12 protein-coding genes and 1 pseudogene are annotated in these 15838 nt (G+C 62.3%); 11 read left to right on the forward strand and 2 right to left on the reverse strand.

Annotation, left to right across the window (positions count from 1 at the left end):
- Positions 1–16: 16 nt before the first annotated feature.
- From FJ934_RS17070 to FJ934_RS17095, 6 genes are all read left to right on the forward strand, one after another.
- Complete coding sequence (locus FJ934_RS17070) at positions 17–1162, forward strand: hypothetical protein (RefSeq protein WP_140610757.1); 1146 nt, start codon at positions 17–19, stop codon at positions 1160–1162.
- A 24-nt stretch (positions 1163–1186) separates the two neighbouring features.
- On the forward strand, positions 1187–3097 hold the full coding sequence (locus FJ934_RS17075; protein WP_140610758.1) for an ATP-binding protein: 1911 nt from the start codon (positions 1187–1189) through the stop codon (positions 3095–3097).
- Between the two features lie 124 nt (positions 3098–3221).
- The gene (locus FJ934_RS17080) at positions 3222–3638 is read left to right on the forward strand and encodes a DUF559 domain-containing protein (RefSeq protein ID WP_140610759.1); all 417 of its coding nucleotides are present in this window, start codon (positions 3222–3224) and stop codon (positions 3636–3638) included.
- 109 nt (positions 3639–3747) lie between these two features.
- Entirely contained in the window at positions 3748–5049 is a 1302-nt protein-coding gene (locus FJ934_RS17085) for a DUF6638 family protein (protein ID WP_140610760.1), read from the forward strand.
- Positions 5050–5063: 14 nt separating this feature from the next.
- The gene (locus FJ934_RS17090; protein WP_140610761.1) at positions 5064–6182 is read left to right on the forward strand and encodes a DUF2333 family protein; all 1119 of its coding nucleotides are present in this window, start codon (positions 5064–5066) and stop codon (positions 6180–6182) included.
- A 313-nt stretch (positions 6183–6495) separates the two neighbouring features.
- Positions 6496–8175 carry a formate--tetrahydrofolate ligase gene (locus tag FJ934_RS17095; RefSeq protein ID WP_140610762.1) on the forward strand — a complete coding sequence of 560 codons (1680 nt, stop codon included), beginning with the start codon at positions 6496–6498 and terminating at the stop codon, positions 8173–8175.
- Between the two features lie 64 nt (positions 8176–8239).
- Here the strand turns inward: FJ934_RS17095 and FJ934_RS17100 are convergent, their stop codons facing one another.
- Positions 8240–8884 (reverse strand): cysteine hydrolase family protein, encoded by a 645-nt coding sequence (locus tag FJ934_RS17100; protein ID WP_140610763.1) that lies wholly within the window; start codon positions 8882–8884, stop codon positions 8240–8242.
- Positions 8885–9010: 126 nt separating this feature from the next.
- Here FJ934_RS17100 and FJ934_RS17105 point away from each other — a divergent pair, with 126 nt between their 5' ends.
- Positions 9011–9991, forward strand: coding sequence for a helix-turn-helix domain-containing protein (locus FJ934_RS17105; protein ID WP_140610764.1), 981 nt, complete (start codon positions 9011–9013; stop codon positions 9989–9991).
- 14 nt (positions 9992–10005) lie between these two features.
- Here FJ934_RS17105 and FJ934_RS17110 read toward each other — a convergent pair.
- Positions 10006–10562: pseudogene (locus tag FJ934_RS17110) on the reverse strand (sugar O-acetyltransferase).
- A gap of 143 nt (positions 10563–10705) precedes the next feature.
- Here FJ934_RS17110 and FJ934_RS17115 point away from each other — a divergent pair.
- The 4 genes from FJ934_RS17115 to FJ934_RS17130 all read left to right on the forward strand — a co-directional run bounded on the left by FJ934_RS17115 (position 10706) and on the right by FJ934_RS17130 (position 15614).
- Positions 10706–11167, forward strand: a complete 462-nt coding sequence (locus FJ934_RS17115; RefSeq protein ID WP_140610765.1) for a DUF4126 domain-containing protein — start codon at positions 10706–10708, stop codon at positions 11165–11167.
- On the forward strand, positions 11164–12540 hold the full coding sequence (locus FJ934_RS17120) for an FAD-containing oxidoreductase (RefSeq protein ID WP_140610766.1): 1377 nt from the start codon (positions 11164–11166) through the stop codon (positions 12538–12540). The genes FJ934_RS17115 and FJ934_RS17120 overlap by 4 nt, the downstream gene beginning before the upstream one ends.
- Positions 12541–13293: 753 nt before the next feature.
- On the forward strand, positions 13294–14472 hold the full coding sequence (locus FJ934_RS17125; RefSeq protein ID WP_140610767.1) for an MFS transporter: 1179 nt from the start codon (positions 13294–13296) through the stop codon (positions 14470–14472).
- 86 nt (positions 14473–14558) lie between these two features.
- Positions 14559–15614: a succinylglutamate desuccinylase/aspartoacylase family protein gene (locus tag FJ934_RS17130; protein WP_140610768.1), complete on the forward strand. Its 1056-nt coding sequence runs from the start codon at positions 14559–14561 to the stop codon at positions 15612–15614.
- Positions 15615–15838 lie beyond the last annotated feature (224 nt).

Genomic DNA, 15838 nt, shown 5'->3' on the forward strand with positions numbered 1-15838 from the left:
TCCCAGGGCCAGTAGCATGATCTCCGAAAACGACGCGGCGGCGCGGTATTTCTCGGCGATCACGGCCGCGCTCAGTGGACTTGAAGTGTTCATGCGCGACGACCGCTCGCCGCTCTACCGGCACGGCATCGTCGCCGGGATCGTCGCCGAATACATCGCCCGCCTCGACAAGTCCTTCTCCTGCTGGCGCAATCGGCTGGGCTTCATGGACACGTTCCGCATTTCGCGCGCCGAAAGCGGCTTCCCGGTGTTCCAGAACCTGCTCGAACTGGAAAACGACCGCCGCCAGGCCGACGCGCGGCTCGCCAACATCCCACTGGCCAGCGAACTGCGCGAGGAGATGGCGGACTTCATCCTGCGCCACAAGGAATTCCCCGAGGCGCTGCAGCGGTCGATGGCTGAGCGGCTCTACCTCGAGGACGTCAAGAGCGAGCAAACCTTCGGCCCGTTCATGCTGGCGCAAACCGCGAATGTTTCGGTCAACCCGAAGACAGCGCGGCCCTATTATCTCGTCCATTGGGCGACCTTCGACGGCAGCGCCAACCTGCCGCTGGTCTACATGGCGACGGTGGAGGACTCATCCGAGAACATGATCCACCAGCTCGTCGACAGGAACGGCAAGCTCAACGACAAGGTCGACATCCCGCTCCCCGTCGACGGCCTGCTCAATCCCGAGCTTGCCCACCGTTTCGACGATTTCACCGAGAAGAACTCCGCCTACACGCTGTCGCCGGCCACCATCGCGGTCAACCTTGACAAGGATTTCCCCGAGCTGCATCCCAAGCAGCTGCGCCGCGTGGTGCTCGGTCCCTTTTATTCGGCCGGCATCACCGAGAACAATTCCGTCGTCGCCGAAGTGCTGGCCAAGGTTCGCAAGCCCGACAATGCCTGGCTGCTGACCTGGACCATCCAGGAAGTCTATTCGAAGAGCGAAAAGCCCGGCCGCAGGGGCCTTTGGTCGAGCGAGCCGTCGTCCGAGGAATTCTTCATCAACACCGACGATTTGGAAGCCGCGCGCCAGGGCGTGTCGAGCTATGAGAACCATGCGCTGATTCCGCACGAAGCCTACCAGGCACTCTACGCCGCCGGCGAGGCGCAGAAGATTTTTGCCAGCTACAAGATTCACATCCTGTCCAACGGGCAGGTCATCTCGGACGTCTGACCGTCACACCAGGGAGCATCCTTCATGGACACCGGCCTGACCACAATCCCGGAAGCGGCGATCGAGAAGCACCGCGCCACCGCGCAAAGCTTCATCACCCGCATCGTCGTGCTGGAAGATCCCTCGCGCGAATCCGGCACGGCATTGGCCGGCACCAACCGCCGCTTCGTCTCGACGGTGTCGGTCGGCTCGGTGCGCCGCACGCGCGAGGTCGAGCTGTCGAAGACCGTCGGCGCCGTCCATCCCGACGACCAGTTGCTCACCATCCTGCAACACACGCTGTTGTTTCGCGCCCGGCGTGGCACGGCGATCGCGCTGGCGATATCGGATGTTTTTGCCGAGGGCTCGGATCTCGAAAGCCTGCAGGCGAAAAATGCCCGCGCGCCCCTCGAAGGCAATGATGCCGCCATCTTCAAGAAGCTGCTGTCGGCCTCGGCCTACATTTCGGCCTTCAGCCTCGCCTCCTACCTGTTCCAGCTGATCGACAGCGACGGCGAGGCGCCGAATGACATCCCCGAGCCGGATTTTCTCTTCGACACACCCCAGGATGCGGTGAAGTCGATCATCGCCGGCCTCGACAAGGCGATAGCAGGCTCGTCCGACGATGCCGACCTGATGACTCGCGCCCGTGCCTTCGCCCGCGTCGCCATAGACGGGCTGCTGGCGCGCAAAGGCCGCTTCGACGGCATTGGTCCATTCGAGAACGCCCATATCCGCATCGACGTCGACGATTTCACCCTCGACGGTTTCGATGTTGCGCCTGGCAAGCGCTCCAAGCCGCTGGTGATGACCTTCAAGAAGCCCGAAGAGGTTGTCGGCAACCACATCGCCAAATACCAGTCGGTCAAGCTTGCCAAGATGCTGATGGCCTATGATTTCGAGCGCGAACTCAATCCTTTCGTCGAGCTTGGCGGCTTCCTCTTCACCTTCATCGGCGACGGTGCGCCCGGCACCGGCAAGACGACGCTGATCCAGATGATCGCCGGCCTTGTCAACGGCTACTGCCAGGTCGCAGGCTACCCCTTCGCCTATGAGAATTTCGGTGTCGACCAGATCTCGTCCTATCAAGGCAAGTCGGGCCAGAACTGCCGCCAGTTCATCAACAATGTGCTCAATCCGCGCGTCATCGGCTTCGGCACTATCGACGACATCGACCAGGTGGCGGCGCGCCGCTCCGACGACCGCGCCTCGGCCGGCCAGCAGGAAATCACCGGCGTCCTGATGGACGCCTTCGGAGGAGCGTCCACGGTCGTGCGTGGCAACTGCTCGTTCGGCATGTTTTCCAACTATCCCGAAAATGTCGACGACGCGCTGCGCCAGCGCGCCGGCGCCCGCTGGCTGGTCGACGGACCGCAGACGCGCGACGACTACATCGACATTTTTGTCCTTCTCGCCGGCAAGAACCACAAGATTCCGCTGGGCGACCACAAACTCTACGCAGCACAGGAAATCCAGCGCGCCGTCGCGGAAGCCTATGAGCAGCACGAGAAGCCGCGGGAGGACGGGCTAATGCGGGTCTATGAACGCTACATGAAGGAGAACGGCGCGCCCAGGACCATGGCCGATATCGGCACCTATCTGCGCCTGATCAAGGATGCCGAGCCACGCTTCACCGGCCGCGCCATCAAGAACATCACCGACGCCATCAAGATGCGCGCCATGGACATCGAACTTCCCGACGACTGGTTCGAGAAGCCCGAAGCCTTCATGCACAAGAGCTACGACGACAAGAAGGCGATGATCGAGGACCTGCGCGGGCCGTTTTCGATGGACATGGTGATGCAGGAGATCAACCGCTACGCGGACAGCGAGTTCCGCTATTCCGACAAGTCCGACGATGCCGCGGTGGAAAAACTGCTGCGCGACACCCGCCTGCGCGAACGCGCGGCCCGCGAGATGGAGGAGATGAAGAAGAAGGGGCTTTGGAATGCGTGAGCTTCCTTCTCCCGTGAACCATCGATGGACAGGCTGCAATCACAACGTCGAAGGACGAGAGGCCGACGTTGACGCCCCCTCTCCCCGTCCTTCACGGGGAGAGGGTAAGGGTGAGGGGCGGCGCATGCGTGGACCGAAAATCGCGACAACAAAACGGGCAAGACGTCTGCGCCAGTCGGACAACGATGCCGAAGGCGCACTTTGGACGGAATTGCGCGACCGCAGGCTAAACGGCCATAAATTCGTGCGGCAGTTTCCGATAGGAACCTTCTTTGCTGACTTCGCATGTAGAGAATGCCAGCTGATTGTGGAGGTCGATGGAAGCCAGCATGCGGGCAACAAATACGATCAGGCGAGGGATCGCTTCATCGTCTCAAATGGCTGGTCTATCCTACGTTTTTGGAACATCGATGTTTTGAAAGATCGAGAAGCCGTGCTCGAAACGCTATTGGCTGCTATTGAGCAGCGCTTGGAGCGCAATATCGACACGCACGACCTTCGATTTATTGCCGCCGAGGGCTATGGGGAGACATGTCTTTGACCGTCTGCGCTGCCCCTCACCCTTACCCTCTCCCCGTGAAGGACGGGGAGAGGGAGGCGTCAGCGTTGGCGCTTCGCCTTATCAGGCAAAGCCCCTCGGACCCTTCAACATGATCAGCAAAAAACCTGACCTCCTCCGCGACAATGAGCTGATCTACGGCCGGCTGCTTACAGTCGACGAGCCGCATCTCATCCAGCGCTACAACAAGGCGCTTGCCGCCTTCGGCCTCGAGCCCACCAGGCTGGAGAGCTTCCAGATCGACCGCACCGGCTTCTCGCCGGAAGTGGCCGAGGAGTGCGGCGACTATGACTATCTCGACCCCAACGAGGTCAATCGCCGCTTCATCATCCTGACGCCCTCGCAGATCGACCTGCCGGTGGTGCACACCGCCTTCTCCAACACCTCGCAGCTGATGTTCGAGTTCATGACCAGGAACCAGCGCGCCATCGACGCGCTGACCATCAAGGACGTCATCTACGGCGAGATCGAGGACTCCGTTCCCAAGGTCAACGATATCGAGGATCTGCTGTCGATCAACCAGGTCGAGTTCAAGGTGCTGTCGGCCGAGAATGTGCTGGGCAAGGCCGCCGAACTCGGCAAGCTCGTCGACCGGCTGAAACAGGAACCCGACGCCTGGCGCGACAATGCGATGCTGACCCGCATGGTGGACCTGGCCAAGGTCTGCGGCGACATCCGCGAGAACGCGCTGGTGCCCGACCAGGTGATCTTCCGCCATAGCGCCTACTGGACCAGCCATTTCGGCGGACTCTATGTCTTCGTCGATCCCGACATGACGACCGTGATCAGCGACCCGGCCGCCCCCGGCTTTCGCCGCTCGCGGCCATGGCAGGTGAGCTATCTCTCGATCAACGATGCCGACAAGGTGTTCAAGTTCCTGGCCGCCACCGGCCGCATCGAGCTGCCCCGCGCTTCCTGGATCGAGGCGTCCGGCTATCTCGAACACCGCGCCGAGATGGTGGTGCGCACGCTGATCCATGACGCCGAGCCGAACCGCAACCTTACCGATGTCGACAAGATCTGGCTGCAGACCTGGATCCAGAGCCATGCCGACCTGATCACCAGGGACGGCAATTTCCCCTTCCTCAACGCCGCCAAGCGCGAGATCGCCCAGCTCGGCCATCTCAAGATCGAGGACGTCCTGCCGCGGCAGCGTTTCCTGGTAATCCGCGCCAAGCCTGACCATCCCGACGCCTGGCTGACCAACAGGCTGATTTCGGATTTCGTGCCGGCGGACTTCGTCTCGCGCTACATCTTCAACAAGGACCGATTCTACGAGGACTATGACGGCTTCAGCGACGCCTGGCGATCGCATGTTGTCGACGTTCTGAAAACCACATATTTGAAGGACAAAGTGGCGTTTCGCACGCGCCTCTACGGCCTGACTGACTGAGGGGTGACACAGCCATGCTCGATCCGATCGTGAACTTTTTCACCCGGATTTTCCAATGGATCGGCCGCGGCATCGGCCTCGTCATCGGAGTCATCCTGTGGCCGTTCATGTGGGCCGGGCGCTGGTACACGCAGCGCGGCTGGATCCTCAAGGCCTTGGTCGCCCTCGCGCTGCTGGTGCTTGTCGGCCTCTACGCCAACTTCTTCTACGCCACCCAATGGTGGCGCAATTTCAACCCGAACTATCCCGACACCTACAGCTTCGAGAAACGCAATGTTTCCGCCGGCGAACAGGTTGCCGCCGGCGCCGGCACCGACACGGCAAAGACCTGCGGCAACTCCGGCATCGCTCAGATTGCCGCCGACCTGATCGACTTCAACGTCAATCAGAACGCCTGGGTCTCGTCGATGGTCCTCTACAAACTCGGCCTGTTCGGCATCGACTGGGACGACACGCCATGGATGGACAACAAGGCTTCGTTCCAGCGCGGCATCAATCAGGCGGTGCGGCGCACAGCCACCGAGCTTGCCGACAACCTCGGCCGTGTGCGTACCACCTCGCAGATCGACACCAATCTCCAGGATGCCCGCGGCCAGCTGCAGTATGACGAGTCCATCTGGTATATCAGCCGCAACGGCATGACCGCTACCACGCCTAGCATGTATCGGCGCGCGATGGGCAATCTGCGCTCTTTCAACGCCCGCCTCGCCACCTGCCAGGCGACTTTCGATGCCCGCGCGGATAATCTGAAGCAATATATCGATCGCATCGCCAGCGACATCGGCTCGACCTCGGCCATCCTCAAGGAGCGCGCCGAAAACCACAACAATGGCTGGTTCGACTTCCGTGCCGACGACCGCTACTGGTTCGCCTATGGCCAGCTCTATGCCTATTATGGCCTGATGAAGGGCGCCCAGGCCGATTTCGAGGGCGTCATCAAGGAAAAGCACCTGCAGAGCCTGTGGGACACGATGGACGCGCAGTTCGTCTCGGCGCTGCGCATCCAGCCTTTCATCATCGCCAACGGCCGGGAGGATGGCTGGCTGCTGCCGACACATCTGACGACCATGGGCTTCTACGTGCTTCGGGTGCGTTCCAACATGGTTGAAATCAGCAACGTGCTGACGCAGTAACGCTGTTCGGCTACAACCTCCGGTGATGGCGAATTTGCGCCGTCGCTTCTGTCGCATTCCGTGCATTGTGCGGCTGTTTTGAGACGGCGGAGACGCCCCTGCTCTGGCTTCTATACGGCGCGGCAAGCGGAGCCAGAAAGAACCGAGGAGAGGTCGGCCGGTCGCGGATGAATTTTCTTCATAGGAAACATAGTTGCATGAAAGTTGACGCCACGGCTGCGACAGGGTTAGATGCCCGCGCGTCCGGTTCCAGCCTTCTTGCGAGCGACATCAACCCTGTCCCCTCCACCGTCCAATCCAGAGGAAAGCCGTCATGGCCGAAGTGAAGTCCGACATCGAGATCGCGCGTGGCGCTAAGAAAAAGCAGATCCAGGAGATAGGCCAGAAGATCGGCATCCCGACCGAACATCTGCTGCCCTACGGCCACGACAAGGCCAAGATATCAGCCGAATTCATCAAGTCGGTGAAGGGCAACAAGGACGGCAAGCTGATCCTGGTCACCGCCATCAACCCGACCCCGGCCGGCGAAGGCAAGACGACCACCACCGTCGGCCTTGGTGACGGCCTGAACCGCATCGGCAAGAAGGCCATCATCTGCATCCGCGAGGCCTCGCTCGGCCCGAATTTCGGCGTCAAGGGCGGTGCCGCCGGCGGCGGCTACGCGCAGGTCGTGCCGATGGAGGACATGAACCTCCACTTCACCGGCGACTTCCACGCCATCACCACCGCGCACAATCTTCTGTCGGCGCTGATCGACAACCACATCTACTGGGGCAACGAGCTCGGCATCGACACGCGCCGCGTCGTATGGCGCCGCGTCATGGACATGAACGACCGGGCGCTGCGCGAGATCATCTGCTCGCTCGGCGGCGTCGCCAACGGCTTCCCGCGCGAGGCCGGCTTCGACATCACGGTCGCCTCGGAAGTCATGGCCATCCTGTGCCTCGCCACCGACCTGAAGGATCTGGAAAAGCGCCTCGGCGACATCATCGTCGCCTACCGCCGCGACAAGTCGCCGGTCTATGCCCGCGACCTCAAGGCCGACGGCGCCATGGCCGTCCTGCTCAAGGACGCCATGCAGCCTAATCTCGTGCAGACGCTGGAGAACAACCCGGCCTTCGTTCATGGCGGCCCGTTCGCCAACATCGCGCATGGCTGCAACTCGGTTGTCGCCACCACGACGGCGCTGAAGCTCGCCGACTATGTCGTCACCGAAGCCGGCTTCGGCGCCGACCTGGGTGCCGAGAAGTTCTTCGACATCAAGTGCCGCAAGGCGGGCCTCAAGCCGGCAACTGCCGTCATCGTCGCCACCGTGCGCGCCATGAAGATGAATGGTGGCGTCAAGAAGGAAGACCTTGGTAAGGAAAACATCGAGGCGGTGAAGAAGGGCTGCGCCAACCTTGGCCGCCACATCGAGAATATCAGGCAGTTCGGCGTGCCGGCGGTGGTTGCCATCAACCACTTCTATTCCGATACCGACGCCGAAATTCAGGCGATGAAGGACTATGTCGCCTCGATGGGCGAAGAGGCGATCCTGTGCAAGCACTGGGCCAACGGCTCGGCCGGCATCGAGGACCTCGCCAACAAGGTGGTGGCACTGGCCGAATCCGGCGCCTCGCAGTTCGCGCCGCTCTACCCCGACGCCATGCCGCTGTTCGAAAAGATCAACACTATCGTCCAGCGCATCTATCGCGGCTCGGAAGCGATCGCCGACAAGTCGGTGCGCGACCAGTTGCATGCCTGGGAACAGGCTGGCTACGGCAACCTCCCGGTCTGCATGGCCAAGACCCAGTATTCATTCTCGACCGACCCGAACCTGCGCGGCGCGCCGACCGGCCACACCGTGCCGGTGCGCGAGGTCAGGCTTTCGGCGGGTGCCGGCTTTGTCGTCATCATCTGCGGCGAGGTCATGACCATGCCAGGCCTTCCAAAGGCCCCGTCCTCGGAGAAGATATTCCTCAACGAGGCCGGCCAGATCGAAGGCCTGTTCTAAGCCTCGTGGTATCGACGGACAAAAGGGCGCCGGGTGGCGCCCTTTTTCATTCGGGACGACCCGGCTACGCGGCGTTACGCGCCAGTGCCCGCTGGTTCGATGCGTAGATCGTATCACGCTCCGGCAAAGCGCCGGTCTTCAGGCATTCGATCCATTCGGCGGTCTTCAGCACCGCCGCGAAGCGCGACTGCAGGATGATTGTGATCACGCGGTGGATCTCCTCGGCCGAGGCATAGCCGGCGCTGTTGGCGTAGGGCACCGAACCGGCCGCATCGGACAGGAACTCGACCGCAAAGCCCATATGCACGGCATGGATGATGGTCGACAGGTCGCAATTATGCGTCATGTAGCCGACGACCGTGATCGTATCGATGGCATTGGCCCTTAGCCATTCCTCGAGGTCGGTGCCGGTGAAGGCCGATGGCAGCATCTTCTCGACATAATGGTCGCGGCCGCGCCGTGCGATTTCGGGATGCAGTTCGCCGCCATGGCTGCCCTTGGCGAAGATCGGCGACGTCTCGGGCGCCATCTGCTTGACGACGACCACCTTGATACCGGCCGCTGCCGCCGCGTCCATCGCACGCGCCACATTGACGACGCTGTCAGGGAATGGCGGATGCTGGATGGCGAGATTGCCACCATCATAGTCGTTCTGGACGTCGACGACGACGAGCGCGCGGCGCGGCGTTGTGGCGGCTGGGTCAGACATGGTGTTTTCCTTTCCGGCTTGAATGCGATGACCGAAAATAGGCAGGTCGCCGAGCTGCCAAAAGTGGCCCAATTGACATCATCCGAAAGAATTGGGACAATCTGCATTCAACTGTCGGAAATGCGCATGACCGCCCCGATCATTGCCGTGCTTGCCTTCGATGGCATCAGCCCGTTCCATCTCTCCGTGCCATGCCTGGTGTTCGGCGCCGACCGCACCAGGCTCGGCCTGCCGCGCTTCGACTTCCGCGTCTGCGGGGTCGAGGACGGGTTGATCCGGACCGATGCCGGGCTGAGCATTGTTGTGCCGCACGGGCTGTCCGCGCTCGACGATGCCGATATCATCGTCATCCCAAGCTGGAAGGATCTGGAAGCCCCGCTGGCCAGGCAGCTCCACGAAGCGCTCGGCCGCGCGCACCGGCGCAGGGCGCTGATTGTCGGCCTCTGTCTCGGCACCTTTGCCATCGCCGCCGCCGGCCTGCTTTCGGGACGGAAAGCAACCACGCACTGGGCCTATACGGACCAGCTGCGGGACCTGCACCCCGACATTTCAGTCGATGCGGATGTGCTCTATGTGGATGAAGGCGACATTGTCACCTCCGCCGGCGTCGCCGCTGGGCTGGACTGCTGTCTGCATATCGTGCGCGCCCGTTACGGCGCCGAGGCGGCGCTGCGGCTCGCCCGGCACGTCGTCCTCTCCCCGCACCGGCAGGGCGGGCAGGCGCAGTTTATCGAACGCCCCGTGGCAAGAAGCGCGAACGCCGACCGCTTCACCGGGGCTCTCGACGCGGTGCGCGCCACGCTCGGCGAGGCGCACAGTCTCGACAGCGTCGCCGAAGCCGCCGGCTTGACCCGGCGCACCTTCACCCGCCGCTTCCAGAAATCGACCGGCACCAGCTTCGGCGACTGGCTGACCAGCCAGCGCATCGAACTGGCGCAGCGGTTGCTGGAAGCCACGGAAAAATCGATGGACATGGTGGCCTTCGAGGCCGGCTTCGGCAGCGCCACATCGCTGCGCCAGCACTTTGCTGCAAGGCTCAGGACGTCGCCAGCGCAATACCGGCGGGAATTCTCAAGGCGGGCTGACGGGCAGATATCGCATGCCTGATTGGTTGAGGAGATTCAGCCACGCTCGACCGGTCGCGCCGGGTTGCCAACGACGGTCGCATTGGCAGGCACGTAGCGCGTCACCACAGCGCCCGCGCCGACGATGGCGCCTTCGCCGATACTGACGCCGCCGAGGATGACGGCGCTGCCGCCGATCCAGGCTCGGCGCCGATCTCGACCGGCCTGGCGATCTCCAGCCCGGCTCGCCGCCCGGCCGCGTGCCTGTGATGCTCGGCGCAATAGATCTGCACATTGGGGCCAAGCAGCGTTCCCTTGCCGATGCGCACGCTTGCCGTGTCGAGGATAGGGCAGCCGGCATTGAGGAAGACGCCATTGCCGAGGAAGATGTTGAAGCCGTAGGCGCAGTGGAACGGCGCCTCGACGCGGGCACCCTCGCCCACGCCGCCGAGCAGTGCCATCAAGCCCGGCCCGAGATTGCCGCGCAGTCGCGGCGGCAGCGAATTGTGCTCGAACAATGCGTCACGCGCCGTGACGCGCAGACTCTCCAGTTCGCCATCCAGGCAGGTGTACCATTCGCCATCGGCCATCTTGCCGCGCTCACTTTCGGACATGGCGATATCTCCTCTTCGAATTGCAGCCAAAGCACAGTCGGTTCCGACGGGAAAACACCAAGGTCTATATCGCAGCTGGTCAAATACCCGGCTATGGTGGCGTGTCTTTGCCGGACAGCCTGTCCGGCATTTGAGGGGGAATCATGCTGTACATACTTGCACTTCTGATCGGCGTCATTGCCGGTCTTCGCGCCATGACCGCGCCGGCCACTGTTGCTTGGGGCGCGTATCTCGGCTGGCTGCCGGTCGCCGGCACGTGGGCCAGCTTCATGAGCCATTGGGCCGCCGTCGGCATCTTCACCATCCTGGCCATTGTCGAGCTCATCACCGACCAGTTGCCGTCGACGCCGAGCCGCAAGGTGCCGCAGCAATTCGGCGCCCGTATTTTGCTTGGCGCCTTCAGCGGCGCGGTGATCGGCGCGACCGGCGGCGCCACCATCGTCTGCCTGTTCGCCGGCGTCATTGGCGCGGTCATCGGTACGCTGGGCGGTGCCGAGGCGCGTGGCCGGCTGGTCGCCGCCTTCGGCAAGGATCCGCCCGCCGCCTTCATCGAGGACGCGGTGGCGATCATCGGCGGCCTGCTGATCGTGGCGGCGGTGGCATGACGACGAAAACCTTCGACGCCATTGTCATCGGCGCAGGACAGGCAGGCCCTTCGCTAGCCGGCCGGCTGAACGCGGCGGGCATGAGCGTCGCGCTGATCGAGCGCAAGCTGATCGGCGGCACCTGCGTGAACACCGGCTGCATGCCGACCAAGACCATGGTGGCCAGCGCCTATGCCGCGCATCTCGCCCGCCGCGCCGCCGATTACGGCGTGACGCTCTCCGGCCCCGTCGCGGTCGATTATGCCAGAATCAAGGCGCGCAAGGACAAGGTGACGATCGACGCCCGCACCAATCTGGAGACGTGGATCGCCGGCATGAAGGGCTGTACGCTCTATCGTGGCCATGCGCGTTTCGAATCCGCCAACACGGTGCGCGTCGGCGACGACCTTCTGACCGCCGAAAAGATCTTCCTCAACACCGGCGGCCGCGCCGCGGTGCCCGACCTGCCCAGTGTCCATGACATCGACTATCTGACCAATTCGTCGATGATGGACCTCGATGTGCTCCCGCGCCATCTCATCGTCGTCGGCGGCAGCTACATCTCGCTCGAATTCGCGCAGATGTTCCGCCGCTTTGGCTCCGAAGTGACGGTGATCGAAAAGGCCTCCCGGTTGACCGGCCGCGAGGACGAGGACGTCTCGGCCGCCATCCTGTCGATCCTCGAAAACGAGGAGATCGAGGTTCATCTCGGCGCCGACGAAATCGCCTTTGCCAAGCAAGGCAAGGATATCGCCGTGACCTTCTCGGCCGGCAAGCCACCTGCTGTCGGCTCGCATGTGCTGCTGGCGATCGGACGCGTGCCCAACACCGACGATCTCGGCTTGGACAAAGCCGGCGTCGCGGTCGACACACGTGGCTTCGTCATCGTCGACGACCAGTTGCGCACCAGCGTGCCCGGCATCTGGGCGATGGGCGACTGCAACGGCAAGGGCGCCTTCACCCACACCTCCTACAACGACTATGAGATCGTCGCCGCCAACCTATTGGACAACGACCCACGTAAGGTCAGCGACCGCATCGAGGCCTATGCGCTCTACATCGACCCGCCGCTCGGCCGCTGCGGCATGACCGAAGCAGCCGTGAAGAAATCCGGACGCCGCGCGCTGGTCGGCCAGCGGCCGATGACCCGCGTCGGCCGCGCCGTCGAAAAGGGCGAGACGCAAGGGTTCATGAAGATCCTGGTCGATGCTGACACCAGGCAGATTCTCGGCTGTTCGGTGCTTGGCCCCGGCGGCGACGAAGCGGTGCATTGCGTGCTCGACCTGATGTACGCCAAAGCGCCCGTCGACACCTTGGCGCGCGCCGTGCACATCCATCCCAATGTCTCGGAACTGCTGCCGACGATAGCGCAGGAGCTGAAACCGCTGGTCTGACAATCCTCTACAGGCATCAATTCTATCTAGTTGAGCATCATTGGACCAAGTGCGGTAAGCTGAAGAGTCGCAACGGTCACGACCCATGCTCTTCGTAAGGGGCTCCATATATCAAATTGGCACCCCCGATGTTGTTAATGTGATTTACACGGTAGATTTTCTATAAAGGGCTTTATGTATGTTCTTCATTTTAAGGAAATCCAATTTAAATGCAGAACGAACTTACGGGGTTTTATAGCGATATTCGGCTTGATATCGTTAATTTTTTTAGTATTGCTAGGAGGAACGATCGATAATAAAAATTTATTTCGCAGAATCATAGTCGTGTATGCGCTAGTCGGGTATTACCTTGCGTATTTTAGTTCGAAACACTACAATTCTAGACAATACATGCCTTTAAAAATGCCAAACAAAATGATGTTTTTAATTTCATTTTCCTTTATATGTTCGTTTTCGGCGTTAATATACATTTCCATGAAAACCTACGTTAATATGACGTGTGGATTTATTATGGTTTCTTTATGTCTGATTAGCTATTCATTTTTTGTAGATATGCTTTTCATCTGGAGAGGGAGCAACCAAGAGTTCCGTTGATTTTTTGCAACGTGCTGAGGAATAGCCTGACGGTACGACTCCGGCCGAAAATGCGGCGAGCTGTCGGCTTTCTGCATTGCTGCATTGCGGCAATGTCTGTTGCGTCCCCCAGCGATCCTCGCGCAATCTGAAATTGAACCGATTCAGTCTGGACGCCACATGCCGTTGCCGATCCTTGCGCTTGCCATTGCGTCCTTCTGCATCGGCACCACCGAATTCGTCATCATGGGCCTGCTGCCGGAGGTCGCCGCCGACCTTGGCGTGACGATCCCGGCCGCCGGACTGCTGGTCACCGGCTATGCGCTGGGCGTCGTCTTCGGCGCGCCCATCGTGGCGATGGCCACCGCGCATCTGCCGCGCAAGCCGGTGCTGGTCGGGCTGGCCGCTTTGTTCGTCCTCGGCAATCTGTTCTGCGCCATAGCGCCCAATTACTGGCTGCTGATGGCGGCACGCGTCTTCACCGCCTTCGGCCACGGCGCCTTCTTCGGCATCGGCTCTGTCGTCGCCGCAAGCCTGGTGCCGCGCAACAAGCGAGCCAGCGCCATTGCGCTGATGTTTGCGGGGCTGACGCTCGCCAACATCCTCGGCGTTCCGGCCGGCACGGCGCTGGGCGAGGCCTTCGGCTGGCGCGCCACCTTCCTGGCCGTGGTCGGCATCGGCCTGATCTCGGTCGCTGCCATCGCCTTGCTGGTGCCGTCAGACGTCACTGAACCGAGCGGCGGCGGCCTGCGCGCTGAAGTCCGTGTGCTGGGCAAGCTGCAGGTGTGGCTGGCGATGCTGATCGCGGCGTTGACCTCGGCCAGCCTTTTTGCCGTCTTCACCTATATCAAACCCTACCTCACCGATGTGTCGGGCCTGTCGACCTCGGCGGTCACCTGGGTACTGCTGCTGTTCGGCGCCGGAATGACCATCGGCAACATCATCGGCGGCAGGCTGGCCGACTGGAAGCTGATGCCGACCGTGATCGGCACGCTGCTTTTAATGGCGCTGCTCTTCGTCTGCTTCATGCAGTTCGGCGCGATCGCCTCTGTTGCCATCGGCATTGTCTTCCTGTGGGGCCTGCTCATCTTCGTCGTGGTGCCGCCGCTGCAGATCCGCGTCGTCGAGGCGGCATCAGAGGGACCAAACCTTGCCGCCACCCTGAACCAGGGCGCCTTCAATGTCGGCAATGCCGGCGGCGCCTGGATCGGCGGCGTGGCTCTTTCCGCCGGCGTGTCCTATGCCAATCTGCCGCTGGTCGGCGCGGTGCTCGCTCTGCTGGCGGTCGCCGTGGCGGTGCTTTCGCAGGCACTGGACCGGCGCGCGCCGGTCGCCGCCCTTCAGCCTGCCGCCGAATAACCACTTGCGCCCATAGCGCGGCGGGCTGGACCAATCGACATCGGCACCTTCAATGGGCATGTCTTCTCACTCTGATGGAGGACGTCATGCAGAGATCGATCGAACGCATCGCCGGCGACAGCGAGGGCGTTTCCTACGAATTCCCGGTGTTCCGCTTCGCCGGATCCGACAGGGCCGCACCTTCGGCCTATCTGCAGGCAGCCCTCCATGCCGGCGAACTGCCGGGCGTCGTCGCCATCGACGCCTTGATGCCGGCGCTGAACAAGGCCGAGGCCGAAGGCCGCATCAGGGGCAACATTACCATCGTCCCCTGGGCCAACCCGATCGGCCGCGCGCAATATCATTTCGGCGAGCACCAGGGCCGCTTTCACCTGGGCACCCGCACCAACTTCAACCGCGGCTTTCCGCTGCTCCCGGCACCGGATGCCGCCCTCTTGCCCAACACCATCCTTGGCGGCGCCGACCAGCGGCTGAAGTCACGCCTGGTGCAGCTATCGCTCGGCCACGACATCGTGCTCGACCTGCATTGCGACGACGAGGGTCTTGCCTATCTCTACATCCACACCAGCCTATGGCCAGCCATGGCCGATTGCGCCGCCGCCATGGGCGTCGACGCGGTGGTGCTGTGGAGCGAGGACACTGACGGCACCTTCGAGGGCGCCTCCATCATGCCTTACCAGAACGCGCCCGCCGGCGTGGCGAAATTCGACCGCCGCGTCGCCACCACGGTCGAATATCGCGGCATCCTCGATGTCGATGGCGCGCTCGCCGCAGCCGACGCCGAAGGGCTCTACCGCCTGCTCGTCGCGCGCGGCGTGGTCGCCGACAAGGCCCTGCCCGCTCCAGCTTCCTTCAAAGGTGCCGTCGCTCCGCTTGAAAACATCGACATGATGCCGGCGCCCCGCTCCGGTGCCGTCCTCTACGACGTCAAGCCCGGCGACCGCGTGGCTAGGGGAGCACGTCTCGCCACCATCATCCATGCGCCGGGCGAAGCCGATGGCCGCACGGAAGTCTTCGCGCCGCAGGACGGCATCATCCTGACCCGCCGCTCGCGCCGCATCATCCGCGCTGGCGAGGATCTGCTGAAATTGGTCGGCGACAGAAAGAGCGCCGACGCAAGGTCGGGCACTCTGGAGGATTAAGGCCGGGCGCCTTCGCACCGAATCCAGTTGCGTGGCCACTCAATCGCCGCTATGGGAATCCCATGAACATGCGTTCGACCAAGACCATTTGGTGGTGGGCCTGCTGACAGCGGCCTGTTCGAACGCGTGCGCGTGAAAAGAGAGGGTGGCCGCAACGGAATGTCCGGGCGGCCATTTGTTTTTTAAAGCCATTCCCGGGTCCGTTGCCCCAAGTAGCTGATGGA

The organism is Mesorhizobium sp. B2-4-12, from assembly GCF_006441575.1.
Lineage (GTDB): Bacteria > Pseudomonadota > Alphaproteobacteria > Rhizobiales > Rhizobiaceae > Mesorhizobium.